This window comes from Salegentibacter salarius (genome assembly GCF_900168265.1).
GTDB classification, from domain to species: Bacteria; Bacteroidota; Bacteroidia; order Flavobacteriales; family Flavobacteriaceae; genus Salegentibacter; species Salegentibacter salarius.
On record NZ_FVZF01000024.1, the window covers coordinates 1 to 17,194 of the forward strand.

Consider the following 17,194-nt stretch of genomic DNA (forward strand, 5'->3'; position numbering starts at 1 on the left):
CTGTGGTCATTGAAAGCTGGCAGCGTAACTGGGAGCAGTTATCCCAGTATTTTCAGTACACCCAACCCATTAGAAAGATCATTTACACCACCAATGCCGTGGAGGGCTTCCATCGTCAGATCAGGAAAGTTACCAAGACCAAAGGAGCATTTACCAGTGATATGTCCCTGCTTAAACTAGTCTATCTAGTGACAAAGAATATTGAGAAGAAATGGACCGCCCCATTACATAATTGGAGCCTTACGATTCAGCAATTTTATATTAAATTTGGAGACCGTATACCACTGGAAATAAACGCAAATTCCTCTGGGGCTAGCCCCAGAGGAATTGAAACATCAGACAGAGTTTAATTTACAGACCCGTTCAGCTTTCTTTAGTAGATTAAAAAAGACCCTGGAATAATTTTAATTTCAGAGTCTTTTTAACCGTCTTTGTTGGTGTAGCTATTGTCTCCAAAATGTACTTTGAAATTCCTCTTCTTTTGGATCGATATCCTCAGTTAAATCTGCAAACAATTTATCCAATTCAGAACTGTGGTAATTTGTTCCTTCTAGCTCCTTTTTTGTTTCCATCAAAATTCTCGTGTTTATTAAAAAGTTGAAGAAATGAATAAAAGATTGTACTAAAATTATGTCCTCTGTAGGATTAAAATCCTTAATAGATAATTTTTGGTCTTGTCTTAAATATGGATAATATTTCAATAACTCTTTTTTCGGAAACAGACGATTGTGCTTAATGGAATTTGATATTAAACGTAATCTGTCTCAGTCCTGAAATAGCTTTTTCTTATTTTTTGTATCAATTCCAATTTTCTCCAGGTCTTTATAGTTTGTCCGATTTAAAATATTATAATGACCTAAAATTTCATTTTCGTAATTCTCGATTTTATGATAAAAACCAACATAAAACAAAAGAGTTATTTCGTCAGATAGGGAATGTTTAGGTTTTTCCAGAACTTCATTAACTACATCCAACAATTCTTTTTCAGCTGGGGTATGTTCTTTTTTGAGTTTAGAACTGTAGAAATTTTCAGTTACTGAGAAAATCTTATCAATGTAAATTTCTTTGAATAAATCCAATTCAAAAATTATGGATTTAGTTCATATTTTTAATTGAACTAATTCGGTAAGCGATTCGAAAATTTTTTGTCCAATTTCTTCTCCAAATTTATCAGTTAACTCTTTTTCTAATTTTATGTAGTCCGATAGAAATTTGATCAACATTTTTTCTTAAATCTTTTTGATAATTACAACCAACTTTTGCTAAAGAGTATAGATATTTCTTCGTTCTCTTCGCTATTTTTTGTTCTACCTAAACACTCCTGAAGGAAAAACTACTACACTTTCGTTGCCGTCTTTTCCTACGGCTGCAACACCAAAAAAGTAATTGTCTATAACAATGCCTTCTAGCGTAAATTCATTTACATTTCCTACAAAACGGGAGTATTGCCATTGTGCCTCGGTGGTTTCTCTCCAGTAAATCTTATAACCGGCAATATCGCCTTCAACTTTATCCCATCTTAGTTTTGCTGAAGGTTCTACAATTCCACCTATTTCAACATTTTTTGGAGCAGGAGGTGCCCAGGCGAGACTCGCCATGTTTATAGCGTTTACCGCCGTAAGTTTTTCAGCATAATCAAAATTCACACCTTCTAATACATCGCCATATTCAATGCCATCTTCAGTGCGAATATCCTGGTGTTGTCGGTTATAATTTTCGTGAGCTTCCATAATCCTAATTCCTGCAAAGCCAAGGTCGTTAAAAGGACGATGGTGCCCACCGCGACCAAACCTATCTAAACGATAGATCATCATCGGGTTCATTTCTGGCATATAAGTTTCCGTAGTTTTATGAACATAGCGAGCAAGCTGACGCGAAATACCATCTACTTCACCGCCGTAAAACCTACGCATAGTTCGTTCTCTTTCGGTTTCATTTGGTGGAACCGGTTCGGAGAATATTCTGAAAGTACGGTTGTCAATTACGCCATCTACTCCCTCAATATTTCCAATCATATCATTATTTAAAACGCCTATGATTTCCCAATTGTTTTCTTTAGCATATTCGGCCAGTCCTTTTCCTCCAAAAAGACCTTGTTCTTCTCCAGAAAGTCCAACATAGACCACGCTGCTTTCAAACTCATATTGAGATAAAACCCTGGCAGCTTCCATAGCACCAGCCATACCGCTGGCATTATCGTTTGCGCCGGGAGCATCGGTTTCAAAATCCATCGTGTTGCTGGCGCGAGAATCTATATCGCCACTCATAATTATATATCGGTTAGGATACTTGGTTCCTTTTTGAACGGCTACAACATTCACTACCCAGGCATCGTGTGGAATCCGCTCCCCATCTTCTGTAGTTACAAAGTCTTTTTGATAAAAAACATCAAGACAATTATCGCAGTTTTTAGAAAGATAATCGAATTCAGATTTTATCCATCGTCGGGCTGCACCTATTCCACGGGTATCAGAGACTGTGTCGCTAAAGGTATTCCTTGTGCCAAAACCTGTAAGTTTGCGTATATCGGCTTCAATACTATCTGCTGAAACTTTGTCGATTATTTCATAGATACGCTGATCTGTTTGTGCATTTGTTTGTTGAAAAATTAATCCTGAAAAAAGGAGTAGGGCAAGAGTGGATATATTTTTAAGCATATAAAAATGTGGTTTAAGCTTCTAAAATACCTAAAGTTTCTGTGATATTACAAATAATTGCGGTTTTGATAAGATTCTAAACAAAAAAATCCCGACAATTATGCCGAGATTTTTATATTGTATTCTAATTAAAATTAGAATTTAGCTTGCTTTCATATTATGGATTTCAGCTTTTGCTTCGTGAGCTTTTTGGTCAGCTTTTGAATTAGAAAGACTGGCTTTAGTCTTATTTTTCAGGGCATCAACTTTATGACTTAGAGAGTCAGAAAATTCATTGAATTTTCCTTTAGTCCCTTCTAAAGCCTCATTGCTTGAATCTGAAATCGCCTTTCTCGTATCTGCACCTTTTTTAGGAGCAAATAATAATCCTACTGCTGCTCCTGCAACTGCTCCTGATATTAATCCTAATAACATTTTTCCTGATTTCATCGATCTAAGTTTTTTTAGTTTTGGTTCGTAATATTGTTTAATGTAAAATTAGATGATAATGGAGTCTCTGCCATATTTTTGGAGTTAAGTTATACATAAACTTTACTGAAAAATGTCAAGGATTTTAACACTTTCAGGTCTTAAGAATTTTCAGCGAAATCTTTTAAAATATCCCTAACTTTAGAAGTGTCTTCTATATAATAGCGGGCACTGGTTTTCTTCATCCCAACTTTAACGGTGAAAGACTCTTCAGGGAGTTCTTCAAACATATATTCATCTGTCCAGTCATCACCAATAGCAAAAATAAAATCGTAATCTTTGCCTACCAGTTTTTTATTGGAAGCCTTTCCTTTATTCACTCCGCTACTTTTTATTTCCAGTACCTTATTTCCTTCAAGAACGCTAAGTCCGCGATTTGAGATCAATTCCTTTAAAACATTAGAAAGCTCATTGGCCCTGATTTCCCCAAGTTCGGGATCGGCTTTTCTGTAATGCCAGGCCAGGGAATAATTCTTGTCTTCTATAAAAGTACCGGGCGTTCTATCAACAAAGGTTTCAATTACCGGTCTCACCGCGCTCATCCAATCGTTATTCACATTTTCAGAAAGCTCCCATTCACTATCTTTTTGGCGCATCCAAACCCCGTGTTCAGAAATAAGTTCTACAGGAATTTCCTGCCACCAGGAACCAAGGGTGTCTTTATCCCTACCGCTAATAAGAACTACATCTGTATTTGCTGATTGATTTAATTTGTGAACTAAATCTATTAATTCCTGGTCTGGTTTTGCTTTTTCGGGTTTATCAGTGAAATTCACCAGTGTTCCGTCATAATCAAGGAATAGAATTCTGTTCTTCGCATTTTTAAATTTCTCTAAAATCTCTCCTGAAACTTTAGAGGAAATTCTAGTGGCTTTAAAGGCATCACGATCCTGACTTGTATTATGTAGGGCTTTCATAAAATCATTTGCCCATTTTTCTACGCTATAGCGTTTTAGTCGCTTCTGAAGCGTTTTATTACGTTGTTGTTGCTCTTCTACCGGCATTTCTATAGCCTGGATCAAAGTTTGTGAAATTTGCTCGAAATTATTCGGATTGATAATTAAAGCTTCATTCATTTCGTGTGCTGCACCGGCCATTTCACTTAAAATAAGTACTCCGGTTTGATTTATTCTGGTTGCTACGAATTCTTTGGCAACCAGGTTCATCCCGTCCCTAATTGGTGTTAACAAGGCGATATCGCAACTTGTATAAAGGTCAATTAGGTTTTCAAAAGGCATAGAGCGGTAAAAATACCAGATAGGCGTCCAGCTTACGGTAGAGAACTTACCGTTTATTCTTCCTACCAGTTCATCTATTTCCCTTTTTAATCGTTGATACTGCGGAACGTTAGATCTTGATGGTACGGCAAGCATCACCAATCTTACTTTTTCAATAAATTCTGGATGGTTATCAAGAAAATATTCAAAAGCACGAATTCGGTTGGCGATTCCTTTAGTATAATCTAAACGGTCTATGCTTAATATAAGTTTCGCTTCAGGCGTGTCATTCGAATGGTGATCAAGCCTGCGCTGTAATTCGGTACGCTGTTCTTCGGTATTTTTAAAATGATTTTGAGCGGCATCTTCAAACTTAGTGTAATCTATTCCCATTGGGAAAGAATCTACTTTTACAATACGCTCCGGAAGGGTGATTTCATTAAAATTCACCTGGTGACGTAAAATACGACTCACAGAACTTAAAAAGTGTCTTTCATAATCGTAGGTGTGGAAACCAATTAGATCGGCTCCAAGCACTCCTTTTAAAACTTCATCACGCCAGGGTAGGGTTCTAAAAACTTCGTAAGACGGAAAAGGTATGTGATTAAAGAAACCAATAATTGCTTCTGGTTGTTGTTCCCTAATCATATTTGGAACTAAAAGCAGCTGATAATCGTGCACCCAAATATGATCTCCATCTTCATAATGTTTAAGGACTTCATCGGCATATTTTTTATTTACACTTTTATAGGTTTCCCAGTGATCTTTATCGGCTTCGGTATATTCCATAAAATAATGGAAGAGTGGCCAGATAGTACGATTACTGAATCCATAATAAAATCCTTCAATTTCTTCTTCGCTAAGATTTACAGCAACACAATCTTCTTTTCGGGCCTTTTCTTTAACATCTTCTAAAAGATTTTCAGGAATTTCCTCTTCGGTAAGTCCGCTCCAACCAATCCAGATACTATCACCATCCTTATGGAATGATTTTAAGCCAGTTGCAAGTCCGCCTACACTTGGTGTGACTTCCAGATTATTGTTTTCTAAGCTAATTTGTAATGGTAAACGGTTGGAAATTATTATTGTCTTACTCATAATTATATGTGAATGCTGTTGTTGCGAAATTGATTTTTATTAAATTTCCGAAAATCATTTTACACGACAAGCCTTTTTAAAGAATTTTAAGAGTATATGGATAATTTAGATTACGGGATTATAGGGAATTGCAAGAGTGCTGCGTTAATTTCAAAAACAGGTTCGCTGGAATGGTGTTGTTTGCCAAATTTTAATTCGGCAGCGGTTTTTGCAAAACTTCTGGATGAAAAACGCGGAGGAAGTTTTGAATTTATTTTAGACGATTCCTATAAAATTACCCAGGAATATCTTTGGGAAACCAATATTTTAAATACCCTGTTTGATGATGGTGAAAATTCATTCCAGGTTATAGATTTTATGCCACGGTACGAACGGGAAGATAGTACGTACTACGCTCCGCCAGATGTAATTAGATTTATAAGGTTAATTAGTGGGAAGCCTAAATTTAAGGTTAAATACGATCCTCGTTTAGATTTTGCAAGGGAAAAAACATATAGTGAACATAAAGGGAATTACATAAAGAGTTTTACAAACGAAGGTAAATACGATTCGCTTTTTCTCTATTCCAGTTTAGACCTAAATGACGTTTTAGAACAAAATGAAATTGAATTAACCGGAAACGCATATTTTCTGCTCGGTTATCACGAAAAGCTCATCACTCAATCTTTAGATCGTTCTTATTTAAAATTTCAGCGTACCAAGACGTATTGGATGAATTGGAGCGCGAAAACTACCCGTTATACCCATTATGAAAAGGAAATAATGCGTAGCGCCCTGGTTTTAAAATGTCTTAGTTACAAGAAATCGGGTGCAGTTTTAGCAGCGGCAACCACTTCTTTGCCAGAAACTATTGGGGAAGAACGAAACTGGGACTATCGTTTTTGCTGGATTCGCGATGCTTCTATGGTAATTAAAGTAATGGCAGGGCTTGGCCATATAAAATCTGCTAAAGATTTTCTTCAATTTATTATTGATATAATCCCTGATAAAGATGAGAAAATCCAGATTATGTACGGTATTAATGGTGAAAAAGAACTCACCGAGCATATTTTAGACCATTTATCAGGGTATAAAGGTTCCCATCCCGTGAGAACCGGAAATGCCGCGTATATCCAAAAGCAAAACGATATCTATGGAATTTTGATGGAGGTGATCTATCAGCAATTCAATCAGTTTGAAACTTCTTTGGAAAATTCTGAAGAACTTTGGACAGTAGTGCGCGGAATTGTAAAAATCGTAGAAGAAAACTGGCAAAAACCAGATAAGGGAATTTGGGAGTTACGTACCGAAGACCGACACTTCGTATTTTCAAAGCTATTATGCTGGGTGGCGATAGACCGTGCCATAAAGATTGGAGAAGTTTTAAGAATGGGTATTAATGATACGCATTGGAAATCTTTACGTGCAGAAATTTATAACGACATTTATAAAAATGGCTGGAACGAAGAAGTTCAGGCTTATACCCAGTATTACGGTTCTAAAGATTTAGACGCTTCAACTTTATTAATGGAGCAATATGGATTTATTGAGGCTAAAGATCCGAGGTTTGTGAGCACCGTTCAGGCAACTGAAAGAGAATTGTGCAAAGACGGATTAATGTATCGTTATAAGAATAAGGATGATTTTGGTGAACCAACTTCTTCTTTTACTATTTGTACGTTTTGGTTAATCGATAGTCTTTTCAAAATAGGGGAGAAGAAGAAGGCAAAACAAATGTTCGACCAGCTGCTTTCTTATAGTAATCATTTAGGTTTATTTAGTGAAGATATAGACTTTGAAACCAAGAGATTGTTGGGTAATTTTCCGCAGGCATATTCACATTTAGCTTTGATAGAAACCGCTGCTAATTTTAGTATAGGAACAACTTCAGAAGAAAGCTGGCTTAGCGAATTCTAAGTTTTCGATTCATTGATCGTAACGCGGCTTTTAGGGAGACTCTCGGGATAATTCTCTTTGAGGAAATCTATAAGTTTCTCCCTAATAAATACGCGTAGATCAAAAGCCGTGGGAGAATCTTTGGCGCTCACCAAAATCCTTATTTCCATAGCTCTATCGGTAGCATCAGTAACCTGTACTACTTTGGCTTGTTTATCCCAAAGTGGAGTGATTTCAAGCAACCTGTCCAGTTCTTCCCTAATCTTATCTACCGGCACGGTGTAATCTGTATAGAGAAAAACCGTCCCTAAAAGATCGGCCGAATTTTTGGTCCAGTTTTGAAATGGAGTTTCAATAAAATAGGTAGACGGCACTACCAGTCTTCTTTTATCCCATACTTTTATTACCACATAAGTGAGTGTAATTTCTTCGATCCAGCCCCATTCGCCTTCAACAATTACTGCGTCCTGTAACCTTATAGGTTGAGTAAAAGCAATTTGAATTCCCGCAAGTAAAGTTCCAATAGCTTTTTGGGCCGAAAATCCTATAATAATTCCCGCGATTCCTGCTGAAGTTAAAACGCTTACCCCTACAGAGCGTATACTTTCAAAACTCATTAAAGCAATGCCTATTGCAAGAATTATAATGATAAAAATGATAATATTTTCCAGGATATTAAACTGTGTATAGATTTTCCTGGCCTTTAAATTATCTGAAGTATTCACATCATACTTCTTCAACATTCGGTTTTTTAAAATCTTAAGTGTTAGAATAATCAGCCAGGTGGCGCTTAGGATTAGCCCCAGGGTGCTAATTGGTTGAAGAATGTTGTAAGTATATTCATATATAAAAATCTTGCTTAGCAGGGCGACTTTTAAAATTAACGCAGCCAGAAAAATTAAAAGTGGAATCCAAACCCTCTGTGCGAAATTCACCGGCAAGATGTTTTTTGGATCTTTACCTATTTTCTTTAGAATATAAAAAGCTATTACGAAGCTTACAAGAAGTGTAATTACACCAGCAAAAATATACCTGAACAATAAAGGGTCTGAGGTCATAAATAAATTATTTATCCGACTTTTCTATGTTTTCGGGATTAAAATGAGGTTCTTTTAATTCTACCCTGGAGCGCGTAAAATAAATACCTTCTTCCAATTCTTTAATATATGCCACCATTTGCTCCCTTAATTTACAATGAAGTTCCCAGGCAATAACGCCGGTACGGGCACTACAAATAGCCCTTAATTTCAAGGATTTTTCGGTCATTTCTGTAACCTGCAGCATTGGTGGATGTTCCTCATCCCATTCTTCAGAATTTTCAAGCAATTCTTTAAATTTCACCCTCAGTTTGTCTACATCTACTCTATAATCTACATAAAGTTCAATTTCATTTATAGAATGAGGACTCGTGATAGAAAGATTCTCAAAAGTTTCAGAAATCACCGTTTTTAAAGGGACAATTAGCCTTCTAAGATCCCAGGTTCTTACAATCATATAAGTAAAGCGTATATCTTCAACATAACCCCAACGATCACCAATAATAACCGTATCGCCAATTCTCGCAGGTTTTGTTAGTGCAATCTGGACTCCTGCAATGATGTTACCCAAAGTGCTTTGGGCAGCTATACCTAAAATTATGGTAGCCAGACCTGCGGAAGCCAACATGGAAACCCCTAATTTTTCTAAAGATCTGAATTGAGAAAAGATAATTGATGTACCAATAATCACCACGGTAAAGGTTAGAATTCTTCTGGCAACAGATAAATAAGTAAAAAGCTGACGAGATTCATGGCTGTTTTCCGAAGTGACATCGCCAATTTTATGCTCGGCAACATAACGCATGGCAAAATCTAAGATTCGCATAAAAAACCAGGTACCGGATGCAATTACAATAGCCAGTAAAATAGCATAAATGGTACTTGAGTAAGCACCGGAATAAGAAATAAGTTCGTTAAGACTAATATAGAAAAACAAGACTCCGGAAGCTAAAGCAGCCGGGATACCCAATCTTTTAGATAAAGCCATAATTATTGGCCTATCAAATGACTGCGCGATTCTTCTTATTAAAAGAATAACTACTTTTCCAAGAATGTAGGAAACTATAAGAAGCAAAAATGTTAGGACCGGCTTCCAAAGGGGTACTGTGCCTACTCTTGCCTGGGACCAGGTTGGCATATGCCGATCTAAAAATGTTGGCCCGTAAACCTGGTATAGCTCTTCGGTATTCTCTACGGTATTTGCAGAAATTAACCAAAAAGCTCCATAATCCTGGTATTTTACTCTTTGTAACCTAAAAATTATATCACGATTTTTTATTTGAGTTTCCCCAAAAACCACGCTTCTTCTTGCCTCTCCTGCTACCGCCTGGTTGGTAGTGGTTCTAATATCTACCTGGCCATCTGGACGGTCTGGCAAACCATCCCAATTAATCGCCACCCGTTGATCCATCACAAAATATAATTTCTGCGCAATATTAATCGCCTCTTTCTCTGTGATATTGTCAGGAAACAAGTTGAAGTTTAATGCATAGGCGGCTTCTTTAAAATTTTTATTTCTACAACTAATCACAAAATGCTCTAGCGTAGCCTGAGGCGTTTGTAAATTAAATTTATTAGGCGCTAAGCCTAATGGATTATTCAACCGAGTAAGCTGGTAATAAGCTTTATTATAATCTTTTAAGCTATTTGGAAGATAGTTAGACTGGTTTGGTTCATCTATTTTTTCTTCTGAAGGAAGCGTATCTTCAGTACTTATTGAATCTTGTTGAAAAGCAAGAACCGAAAGGGGAAGCAAAAATATGCTGAAACTTAAAAATAACAATCTCATTTGGTTGGTCATACCTAATTATTGAAGTCTTTTCTAAAATTTTTGATTGGAATAATTTTAAAATTAAGGAATAAAAAAAGACCGTCTAAATTTGACGGCCTTTTTTAAAAGAGATTTATCAGAATTTTTAGAAACAATATTTATTTTCTGAAGTAAGTTTTTCAGCAATAGTGTTTCTTAACTCTACCACATTTGGCATTCTGTCGTATTTGGTGAAACGCTTAAGTCCCATTAGCATCATACGTTGCTCATCACCTTCAGCAAAAGAAGCAATTCCCTCTTTTGCTTTCTGATTTACGGTATCTACAGCGTGGTATAGATATAATTTAGCCATTGCGATCTGCTCTTTTTGGGCATCGTCACCAAAACGTTTTACATTCTTTTCAGCTCTTAGAATTCCAGATTCAGCCATATAAGCTTCAATAAGAATATCTGAAGCAGCTAAAAGTAATTGCTGGTGTTCTTCCAGATCCTGGCCAAATTTTTGAACTGCACTTCCTGCTACCATCAAGAAAACTTTTTTCAGTTTCTTAATCATATCCTTTTCTTCAGCGAATAATTCGTTGAAATCTGGCTTGTCCATAGAAGGGATTCCGGTAAGTTCTTCGCCCACAGCCTGCGCGGGCCCTAAAAGATCTACGTGACCTTTCATCGCCTTCTTTATCAACATTCCAACGGCTAACATTCGGTTAATCTCGTTGGTACCTTCGTAAATTCTGGCAATTCTGGCATCTCTCCATGCAGATTCCATAGGGGTATCTGCTGAAAAGCCCATACCACCTAATACCTGAATACCTTCATCACTACAATTCTGAACATCCTCAGAGCAGGCAACTTTAAGAATAGAGCATTCTATTGCATATTCTTCAAAAGTCTTTAATTCTGCATCAGAATGTGACTCTCCTGCTTCCTGACGAAGGTTAATTCTGTCTTCAATATTCTTTGCTGCACGGTAACTTGCTGCTTCCCCAACCCAGGCTGAGGTAGCCATTTCTGCAAGTTTCAATTTAATTGCACCAAACTTTGCAATTGGCGTTTTAAACTGAACCCGATCATTCGCGTATTTCACGGCAACATCGGTCACTCTTCGCTGGGCTTCCAGAGAAGCTGCGGCAAGTTTAATTCGTCCAACGTTTAAAGCATTCATCGCGATTTTGAAACCATTTCCTCTTTCTGAAAGCATATTTTCAGCAGGTATCACGGTATCATTAAAAAATACCTGTCGGGTAGAGGAAGCGTGGATTCCCAGTTTCTTTTCTTCTTCCCCAAAGGTGATACCATTAGGGTTTTCCTTATCGTATTCCACGATAAATCCGGTAATATTTTTATCGTCCTGAATACGTGCAAAAACGATAAAAACGCTAGCAAATCCCGCATTGGAGATCCACATCTTTTGTCCGTTTATTTTGTAACTTTTTCCGTCTTCGGTAAGCTCAGCTTTTGTTTTTCCTGAATTGGCATCACTTCCGGCTCCCGGTTCGGTAAGGCAATAAGCGCCAAACCACTCTCCCGTAGCTAACTTCGGGACATATTTTTTGCGTTGCTCTTCATTTCCGTAAAGTAAGATTGGTAAAGTTCCAATTCCCGTATGTGCTCCAAATGCAGTGGCGATAGAGCCGGTAGCTCCGGAAATATAATCGCAAACCAGCATTGTAGAAACGAAGCCCATTCCAAGTCCGTCATATTTTTCTGGTACGGCGACTCCCAAAAAGCCAAGTTCCCCGGCTTTGCCCATTACTTCTTCGGTAAGTGCATAATTTTTCTTTTCAAATTCTTCCTTTTTCGGCCAGATTTCACGATCTACAAATTCCTTAACCGAATCACGCATCATTTTTTGCTCCTCAGTAAAATCTTCAGGAGTAAATATATCTTCTGCTTTGGTTTCCTTAACAAGGAATTGCCCACCCCGTAGAAGTTCTTTTTTATTTTCTGTTGTTTCCATTATTCTGTTGTTATTTTTAATTTTCTTAGGATAAGAATATAGAGAAGAGAAAAAAGAAAATAGACTTTATAATCCGTTTTGAAAGCCCATTGTCATTTTTTGAAATTCTTCTATTTTCTCTTCTAAACTTTCTAATTTTTCCTGATTAATATATTTTCTATGCTTAGCTACTAATAATTGAGTTCCTAGTTCAAATGAAGAGCCTAAAGAAATGTCTAAAAAATGGCTGAAAGATTTATCTGTTCTCGCAGAACCTTCCGCAATATTGCTCGGCATTGAAATCGAACATCTACTTATTTGAGAGCTAAGATCATATTTTTCATAAGCTGGAAAGTCGATAAGTATATCTGAAACTTCATTGGAAATTTCTAAACCAAGTTTCCAAATCTTGAGATTCTTATAATTATGTCTTCTCCGGGCACTCATTTTTTCTCTTCTCTCTACTCTTTGTTCTTTTATCTAAGAAAGAAATTCATAGATCCCCGCAGCTCCCTGTCCGGTTCCTACACACATGGTTACCATGGCGTATTTATCTTTTAGATTGCGTTTACGCATTTCATCAAAGATCTGCACCGAAAGTTTAGCTCCTGTACAGCCCAGTGGGTGGCCCATAGAAATAGCACCTCCATTTGGGTTTAAGGTTTCGGGGTTCAAGCCAAGTTCTCTAATCACGGCCAGAGATTGTGAAGCAAAGGCCTCGTTAAGTTCTATAAGCTGCATGTCATCTTGCTTTAATCCAGCTTGTTTTAAAGCTTTCGGAATTGCGTGAACCGGTCCTATACCCATAATTTTAGGATCTACACCTACCGGTGCATAGCTTACCATTCTGGCGATTGGTTCTAGATTAAATTCTTTTACCATTTCTTCACTCATCACCATTACAAAGGCAGCACCATCACTCATTTGTGACGAATTACCAGCAGTCACACTTCCACCTTCGGCAAAAACAGGTCTTAATTTCCCTAAAACTTCTTTAGAAGTATCGGCACGCGGACCCTCATCTTTGTTTACGGTATAAGTTTTAGTCTGTTTTTTCCCGTCTTTTCCAACAAAAGTTTCCTCAACATCTATCGGTGCGATCTGGTCCTGAAAACGATCTTCTTCCTGAGCTTTCAACGCTTTTTGATGGGAATTAAAGGCAAATTCATCCTGGTCTTCCCGGGAAACCTTGTATTTCTCGGCGACTGCTTCAGCGGTAAGTCCCATTCCCCAGTAATAATCTTCGTTGCCTTCTTTAGCGGCATTGTAATTAGGAACTGGTTTGTAACCGCCCATTGGGATATAGCTCATACTTTCTGCTCCACCGGCGATAATACAGTCGGCCATTCCACTTTGAATTTTAGCCGAAGCAATCGCGATAGTTTCGAGTCCTGAAGCGCAATAACGGTTAACCGTCATTCCTGGAACCTTATCGGTGTCTAAACTCATTAGTGAGATTAAACGCCCAACGTTAAGGCCTTGCTCTGCTTCTGGCATCGCATTCCCTACAATTACATCATCGATCCTGGTTTTATCAAAATCGGGTAATTGCTTCATCATATATTCTATGGTTTCGGCAGCCAGATCATCTGGACGCTTAAACCTGAACACACCACGGGGAGCTTTCCCCACGGCTGTTCTGTATGCTTTTACTATGTATGCTGTCTTGTTCATTTTTTAGATTTTAGATGTTAGATGTGAGATAATAGAAATTCAAGATGAAAACTTTTTTATCAAAGTATAATTCATTTTCTGAATTTCTATCAAATCATCAATAACAGGTTGAATTTTATCTTCGGAAATTAAATTGAGACGATATGATAGAATTAACTGAGTGCATAACTCATTTGAAGAACCATTTGCAATACCAAGAAAGTTTTTAAATTCTCCATTGGTATTTCTTCCTGCTCCTTCAGCAATATTAGAAGCAATTGAAATTGCACTTCTTCGAATCTGACTAGTAAGACCATATTTTTCTTCTGAAGGAAATTTAGAAGAAATAACATAGACCTCTTTTGCAATGTCCATCGCTTTTTGCCAAATTTTAAGATTTTGAAAATTATGCATCACTTAATTTTATGTCTAATATCTCAACTCTAATTTCTTAATGGTTTCCCTTTCTTCAACATATGCTGAAGTCTTTCCAGGGTTTTGCGTTCTCCGGTTAGGGAAAGGAAAGCTTCTCTTTCCAGGTCTAACAGGTATTGTTCGCTTACCATTTGTGGTTCAGATAGATCACCTCCAGCCATTACATAGGCTAGTTTGTTGGCGATTTTCTTATCGTGATCGCTAATGTATTTCCCGGCGTTCATTTGGTCGGTTCCTACTAAGAAAGCTCCTAAAGCTTGTTTTCCAAGAACTTTAATATCTTTTCGAGCAATTGGTTTAGTGTATCCATTCTCAGCCATCAGTAAAGCGTGTTTCTTGGCGATAGTGAGTTGTCTTTCCTGGTTTACTACCACGATATCTTTTCCTTTTTGAAGAAGGTTTAAATCGAATGCTTCGTGTGCAGAGGTAGAGACTTTGGCCATTCCAATAGTTAAGAAATGTTCCCTTAATCTATTTAATTCTACATCGTCTTTTTCAAAAGTATCAGCTGCACGAACGGTCATTTCTTTAGAACCACCACCGCCGGGAATTACACCAACGCCAAATTCAACCAGACCCATATACGTTTCGGCTGCTGCCACAACTTTATCGGCGTGAAGTGAAAGTTCACATCCACCACCTAAAGTCATGGAGTGAGGTGCAGCTACCGTTGGAATAGAAGAGTAGCGCATACGCATCATCGTATCCTGGAAATATTTAATCGCCATATTAAGCTCTTCATATTCCTGCTCTACGGCCATCATAAAGATCATCCCAATGTTTGCACCAACAGAAAAGTTCTTTCCGTTATTCGCAATTACTAATCCCTGGTAATCTTTTTCAGCCATATCTATGGCTTTGTTGATGCCGTCTAGAACATCACCACCAATGGCGTTCATTTTACTGCGGAATTCTACATTCAGGATTCCATCGCCTAGATCTTCAACTACAACCCCGCTGTTGCTGAAAACTTCTTTTGATTCGCGAATATTATCTAAAATGATAAACGCATCCTGACCAGGAATTTTCGTGTAATCTTTTTTCTGAATATCGTAATAATAGGTATTTCCTTCTTTTACAGTGTAAAAAGAATCTTTACCATTTTCCAACATCTCGTTCACCCAGGCCGCCGGTTCTTTACCTTCGGCTTTCATCATTTCAACACCTTTCTTTACGCCTAGCGCATCCCACATTTGAAATGGGCCGTGCTCCCAACCAAATCCGGCTTTTACGCCATCATCGATTTTATAAAGTTCGTCTGAAATTTCTGGAATTCGGTTAGAAACATAAGCGAATAATGCTGCAAAGTTCTTACGGTAGAATTTACCGGCTTTTCCTTTATCACCTACTAAAACTTCATAGCGGTCTTCAAGTTTATCTATAGTTTTGGTTTGTTCCAATACATCGAATTTCGCGCTTTTTCTATCGCGATATTCCATTTTATCTAAGTCTAAAGACTTGATTTCGCTGGAGCCATCCTCTTTTTTTATTTTTTTGTAAAATCCGGTATTGTTTGTCTTGCTACCCAGCCATTGATTATCCATCATGGTCTGGATAAAATCTGGTAGAGCAAAAAGATCGTTCGCTTCATCGTCTGGAACACCTTTATGAAGCCCATTGGCTACGTGTACCAAAGTATCTAAACCAACTACATCTACAGTACGGAAAGTAGCCGATTTTTGACGGCCAATAACCGGCCCCGTCAGTTTGTCTACTTCCTCTATGGTCATATCCATATCTTTAACCATATGGAATAGGCTCATAATGCTGAAAATACCAATTCTGTTCCCAATAAAAGCCGGAGTGTCTTTAGCTAATACCGATTTCTTACCAAGGTATTTTTCGCCGTATTCATTTAGGAAATCCAGAACTTCCGGTTTTGTATCTGGTCCCGGGATAATTTCAAATAACTTCAGGTAACGAGGCGGATTAAAAAAGTGAGTTCCGCAGAAATGTTGCTGAAAATCTTCACTTCTTCCTTCATTCATCTGTTGAATAGGAATTCCCGAAGTATTAGAAGTTATAAGTGTTCCTTTTTTACGATGTTTTTCCAGTTTTTCAAACACCTGCTGCTTGATATCCAGGCGTTCTACTACTACCTCAATAATCCAATCTGCTTCAGAAACCTTAGAAATATCATCTTCCATATTTCCGGTTTCTATACGATTGGCAAAATCTTTATGGTAAATAGGAGAGGGCTTAGATTTTAAAGAAGCTTGCAAAGATTCGTTTACCAGGCGGTCTCTTACTTGTTTATCTTCTAAAGTGAGACCTTTTTTCTTTTCTTTCTCGTTGAGTTCCCGCGGGACGATATCCAGCAAGAGAACCTCTACGCCAATATTGGCGAAGTGGCAGGCAATACCGCTACCCATAATTCCGGAGCCGATTACTGCTACTTTGTTAATTCTTCTCTTCATAATTGTTATCTGGTTTTACTATAAGGTTTTCGATTCTAAATAAAACTTTACCGATTTTGAAGTCAGTAAGGTCTATTACTTATTATTTACTTTAATTTAATCTCTTCTTTGTAAATTTTCTTTTCTGAAATAAGATTCAGGATTGTATTGGCTACTTCTATAAAGGTTTTTAGATCTTCTTCTGATACGTTTTCCTTTACAGCATCATCAAAGCGCAACACCACTTTTTTGGAATATTCACGCATTTCTCTTCCAAAATCGGTTAAATATATAAGTACGCTTCGGCCATCTTTTGGATTTTTTTTCCGAAGAATTAATTCTTTATCTTCCATCGTTTTAAGGATTCTGGATAAGCTCGTGGCTTCCATTCCCATTTTGGGGCCAAGGGAGGTAGAAGGAGTTCCGTTTTCAGGATCTATACTTAATAGTGCAAAACCGGTAGACATTGTACTCCCAGCCTTACCAGCTTCTTCATTATACATTTTCGAGACCGCCATCCAGGTGGCCCTTAATACATAATCAATTGTTTTTTCCTTCATTCTTGAATGTTGATTCTCAAAGTTAAGAAAAATATATTATGCACGCATAATAAAATAGAATAAATAATGAGAGCTTTATATTTATTAC

The 17,194-nt window shown here is 37.4% G+C and carries 15 protein-coding genes; 2 read left to right on the plus strand and 13 right to left on the minus strand.

Annotated features, from left to right (window positions below; genetic code table 11):
* On the plus strand, window positions 1-350 hold a 350-nt coding region (locus B5440_RS12435; RefSeq protein ID WP_200805511.1), incomplete at its 5' end, for a transposase.
* A 93-nt stretch (window positions 351-443) separates the two neighbouring features.
* Here B5440_RS12435 and B5440_RS15505 read toward each other — a convergent pair.
* From B5440_RS15505 to B5440_RS12455, 5 genes are all read right to left on the minus strand, one after another.
* Window positions 444-701 (minus strand): hypothetical protein, encoded by a 258-nt coding sequence (locus tag B5440_RS15505; RefSeq protein WP_141728127.1) that lies wholly within the window; start codon window positions 699-701, stop codon window positions 444-446.
* 63 nt (window positions 702-764) lie between these two features.
* Window positions 765-1,079 (minus strand): hypothetical protein, encoded by a 315-nt coding sequence (locus B5440_RS12440; RefSeq protein ID WP_070054133.1) that lies wholly within the window; start codon window positions 1,077-1,079, stop codon window positions 765-767.
* Between the two features lie 228 nt (window positions 1,080-1,307).
* Window positions 1,308-2,657 (minus strand): M28 family metallopeptidase, encoded by a 1,350-nt coding sequence (locus B5440_RS12445; RefSeq protein WP_070054134.1) that lies wholly within the window; start codon window positions 2,655-2,657, stop codon window positions 1,308-1,310.
* A gap of 141 nt (window positions 2,658-2,798) precedes the next feature.
* The gene (locus tag B5440_RS12450) at window positions 2,799-3,086 is read right to left on the minus strand and encodes a YtxH domain-containing protein (protein WP_070054136.1); all 288 of its coding nucleotides are present in this window, start codon (window positions 3,084-3,086) and stop codon (window positions 2,799-2,801) included.
* A 140-nt stretch (window positions 3,087-3,226) separates the two neighbouring features.
* Entirely contained in the window at window positions 3,227-5,440 is a 2,214-nt protein-coding gene (locus tag B5440_RS12455; protein WP_070054138.1) for a bifunctional alpha,alpha-trehalose-phosphate synthase (UDP-forming)/trehalose-phosphatase, read from the minus strand.
* Window positions 5,441-5,536: 96 nt separating this feature from the next.
* On the opposite strand from B5440_RS12455, the gene B5440_RS12460 reads away from it, so the two are divergent.
* Window positions 5,537-7,336 (plus strand): glycoside hydrolase family 15 protein, encoded by a 1,800-nt coding sequence (locus B5440_RS12460; RefSeq protein ID WP_070054139.1) that lies wholly within the window; start codon window positions 5,537-5,539, stop codon window positions 7,334-7,336.
* On the opposite strand, the gene B5440_RS12465 is transcribed toward B5440_RS12460, so the two are convergent.
* From B5440_RS12465 to B5440_RS12500, 8 genes are all read right to left on the minus strand, one after another.
* Complete coding sequence (locus B5440_RS12465) at window positions 7,333-8,373, minus strand: mechanosensitive ion channel family protein (protein WP_070054140.1); 1,041 nt, start codon at window positions 8,371-8,373, stop codon at window positions 7,333-7,335. The genes B5440_RS12460 and B5440_RS12465 overlap by 4 nt on opposite strands.
* Window positions 8,374-8,380: 7 nt before the next feature.
* Entirely contained in the window at window positions 8,381-10,153 is a 1,773-nt protein-coding gene (locus B5440_RS12470; RefSeq protein ID WP_070054141.1) for a mechanosensitive ion channel family protein, read from the minus strand.
* Between the two features lie 115 nt (window positions 10,154-10,268).
* Window positions 10,269-12,083 (minus strand): acyl-CoA dehydrogenase family protein, encoded by a 1,815-nt coding sequence (locus B5440_RS12475; protein WP_070054143.1) that lies wholly within the window; start codon window positions 12,081-12,083, stop codon window positions 10,269-10,271.
* A gap of 66 nt (window positions 12,084-12,149) precedes the next feature.
* Entirely contained in the window at window positions 12,150-12,509 is a 360-nt protein-coding gene (locus B5440_RS12480) for a four helix bundle protein (protein WP_070054144.1), read from the minus strand.
* 33 nt (window positions 12,510-12,542) lie between these two features.
* Window positions 12,543-13,736, minus strand: a complete 1,194-nt coding sequence (locus tag B5440_RS12485; RefSeq protein WP_070054145.1) for an acetyl-CoA C-acyltransferase — start codon at window positions 13,734-13,736, stop codon at window positions 12,543-12,545.
* 39 nt (window positions 13,737-13,775) lie between these two features.
* Window positions 13,776-14,129, minus strand: coding sequence for a four helix bundle protein (locus B5440_RS12490; RefSeq protein WP_070054146.1), 354 nt, complete (start codon window positions 14,127-14,129; stop codon window positions 13,776-13,778).
* A 29-nt stretch (window positions 14,130-14,158) separates the two neighbouring features.
* Window positions 14,159-16,567 (minus strand): 3-hydroxyacyl-CoA dehydrogenase/enoyl-CoA hydratase family protein, encoded by a 2,409-nt coding sequence (locus B5440_RS12495; RefSeq protein WP_070054147.1) that lies wholly within the window; start codon window positions 16,565-16,567, stop codon window positions 14,159-14,161.
* Between the two features lie 86 nt (window positions 16,568-16,653).
* The gene (locus B5440_RS12500; RefSeq protein WP_070054148.1) at window positions 16,654-17,106 is read right to left on the minus strand and encodes a MarR family winged helix-turn-helix transcriptional regulator; all 453 of its coding nucleotides are present in this window, start codon (window positions 17,104-17,106) and stop codon (window positions 16,654-16,656) included.
* Window positions 17,107-17,194 lie beyond the last annotated feature (88 nt).

Bases quoted from the DNA above. Each gene is read 5' to 3' on its own strand.
- B5440_RS12490 (WP_070054146.1), bottom strand. From the start codon at position 14,129: ATGCATAATTTTCAAAATCTTAAAATTTGGCAAAAAGCGATGGACATT.
- B5440_RS12470 (WP_070054141.1), bottom strand. From the start codon at position 10,153: ATGACCAACCAAATGAGATTGTTATTTTTAAGTTTCAGCATATTTTTG.
- B5440_RS12465 (WP_070054140.1), bottom strand. From the start codon at position 8,373: ATGACCTCAGACCCTTTATTGTTCAGGTATATTTTTGCTGGTGTAATT.
- B5440_RS12460 (WP_070054139.1), top strand. From the start codon at position 5,537: ATGGATAATTTAGATTACGGGATTATAGGGAATTGCAAGAGTGCTGCG.
- B5440_RS12485 (WP_070054145.1), bottom strand. From the start codon at position 13,736: ATGAACAAGACAGCATACATAGTAAAAGCATACAGAACAGCCGTGGGG.
- B5440_RS12500 (WP_070054148.1), bottom strand. From the start codon at position 17,106: ATGAAGGAAAAAACAATTGATTATGTATTAAGGGCCACCTGGATGGCG.
- B5440_RS12495 (WP_070054147.1), bottom strand. From the start codon at position 16,567: ATGAAGAGAAGAATTAACAAAGTAGCAGTAATCGGCTCCGGAATTATG.
- B5440_RS12455 (WP_070054138.1), bottom strand. From the start codon at position 5,440: ATGAGTAAGACAATAATAATTTCCAACCGTTTACCATTACAAATTAGC.
- B5440_RS12450 (WP_070054136.1), bottom strand. From the start codon at position 3,086: ATGAAATCAGGAAAAATGTTATTAGGATTAATATCAGGAGCAGTTGCA.
- B5440_RS12475 (WP_070054143.1), bottom strand. From the start codon at position 12,083: ATGGAAACAACAGAAAATAAAAAAGAACTTCTACGGGGTGGGCAATTC.
- B5440_RS12480 (WP_070054144.1), bottom strand. From the start codon at position 12,509: ATGAGTGCCCGGAGAAGACATAATTATAAGAATCTCAAGATTTGGAAA.
- B5440_RS12445 (WP_070054134.1), bottom strand. From the start codon at position 2,657: ATGCTTAAAAATATATCCACTCTTGCCCTACTCCTTTTTTCAGGATTA.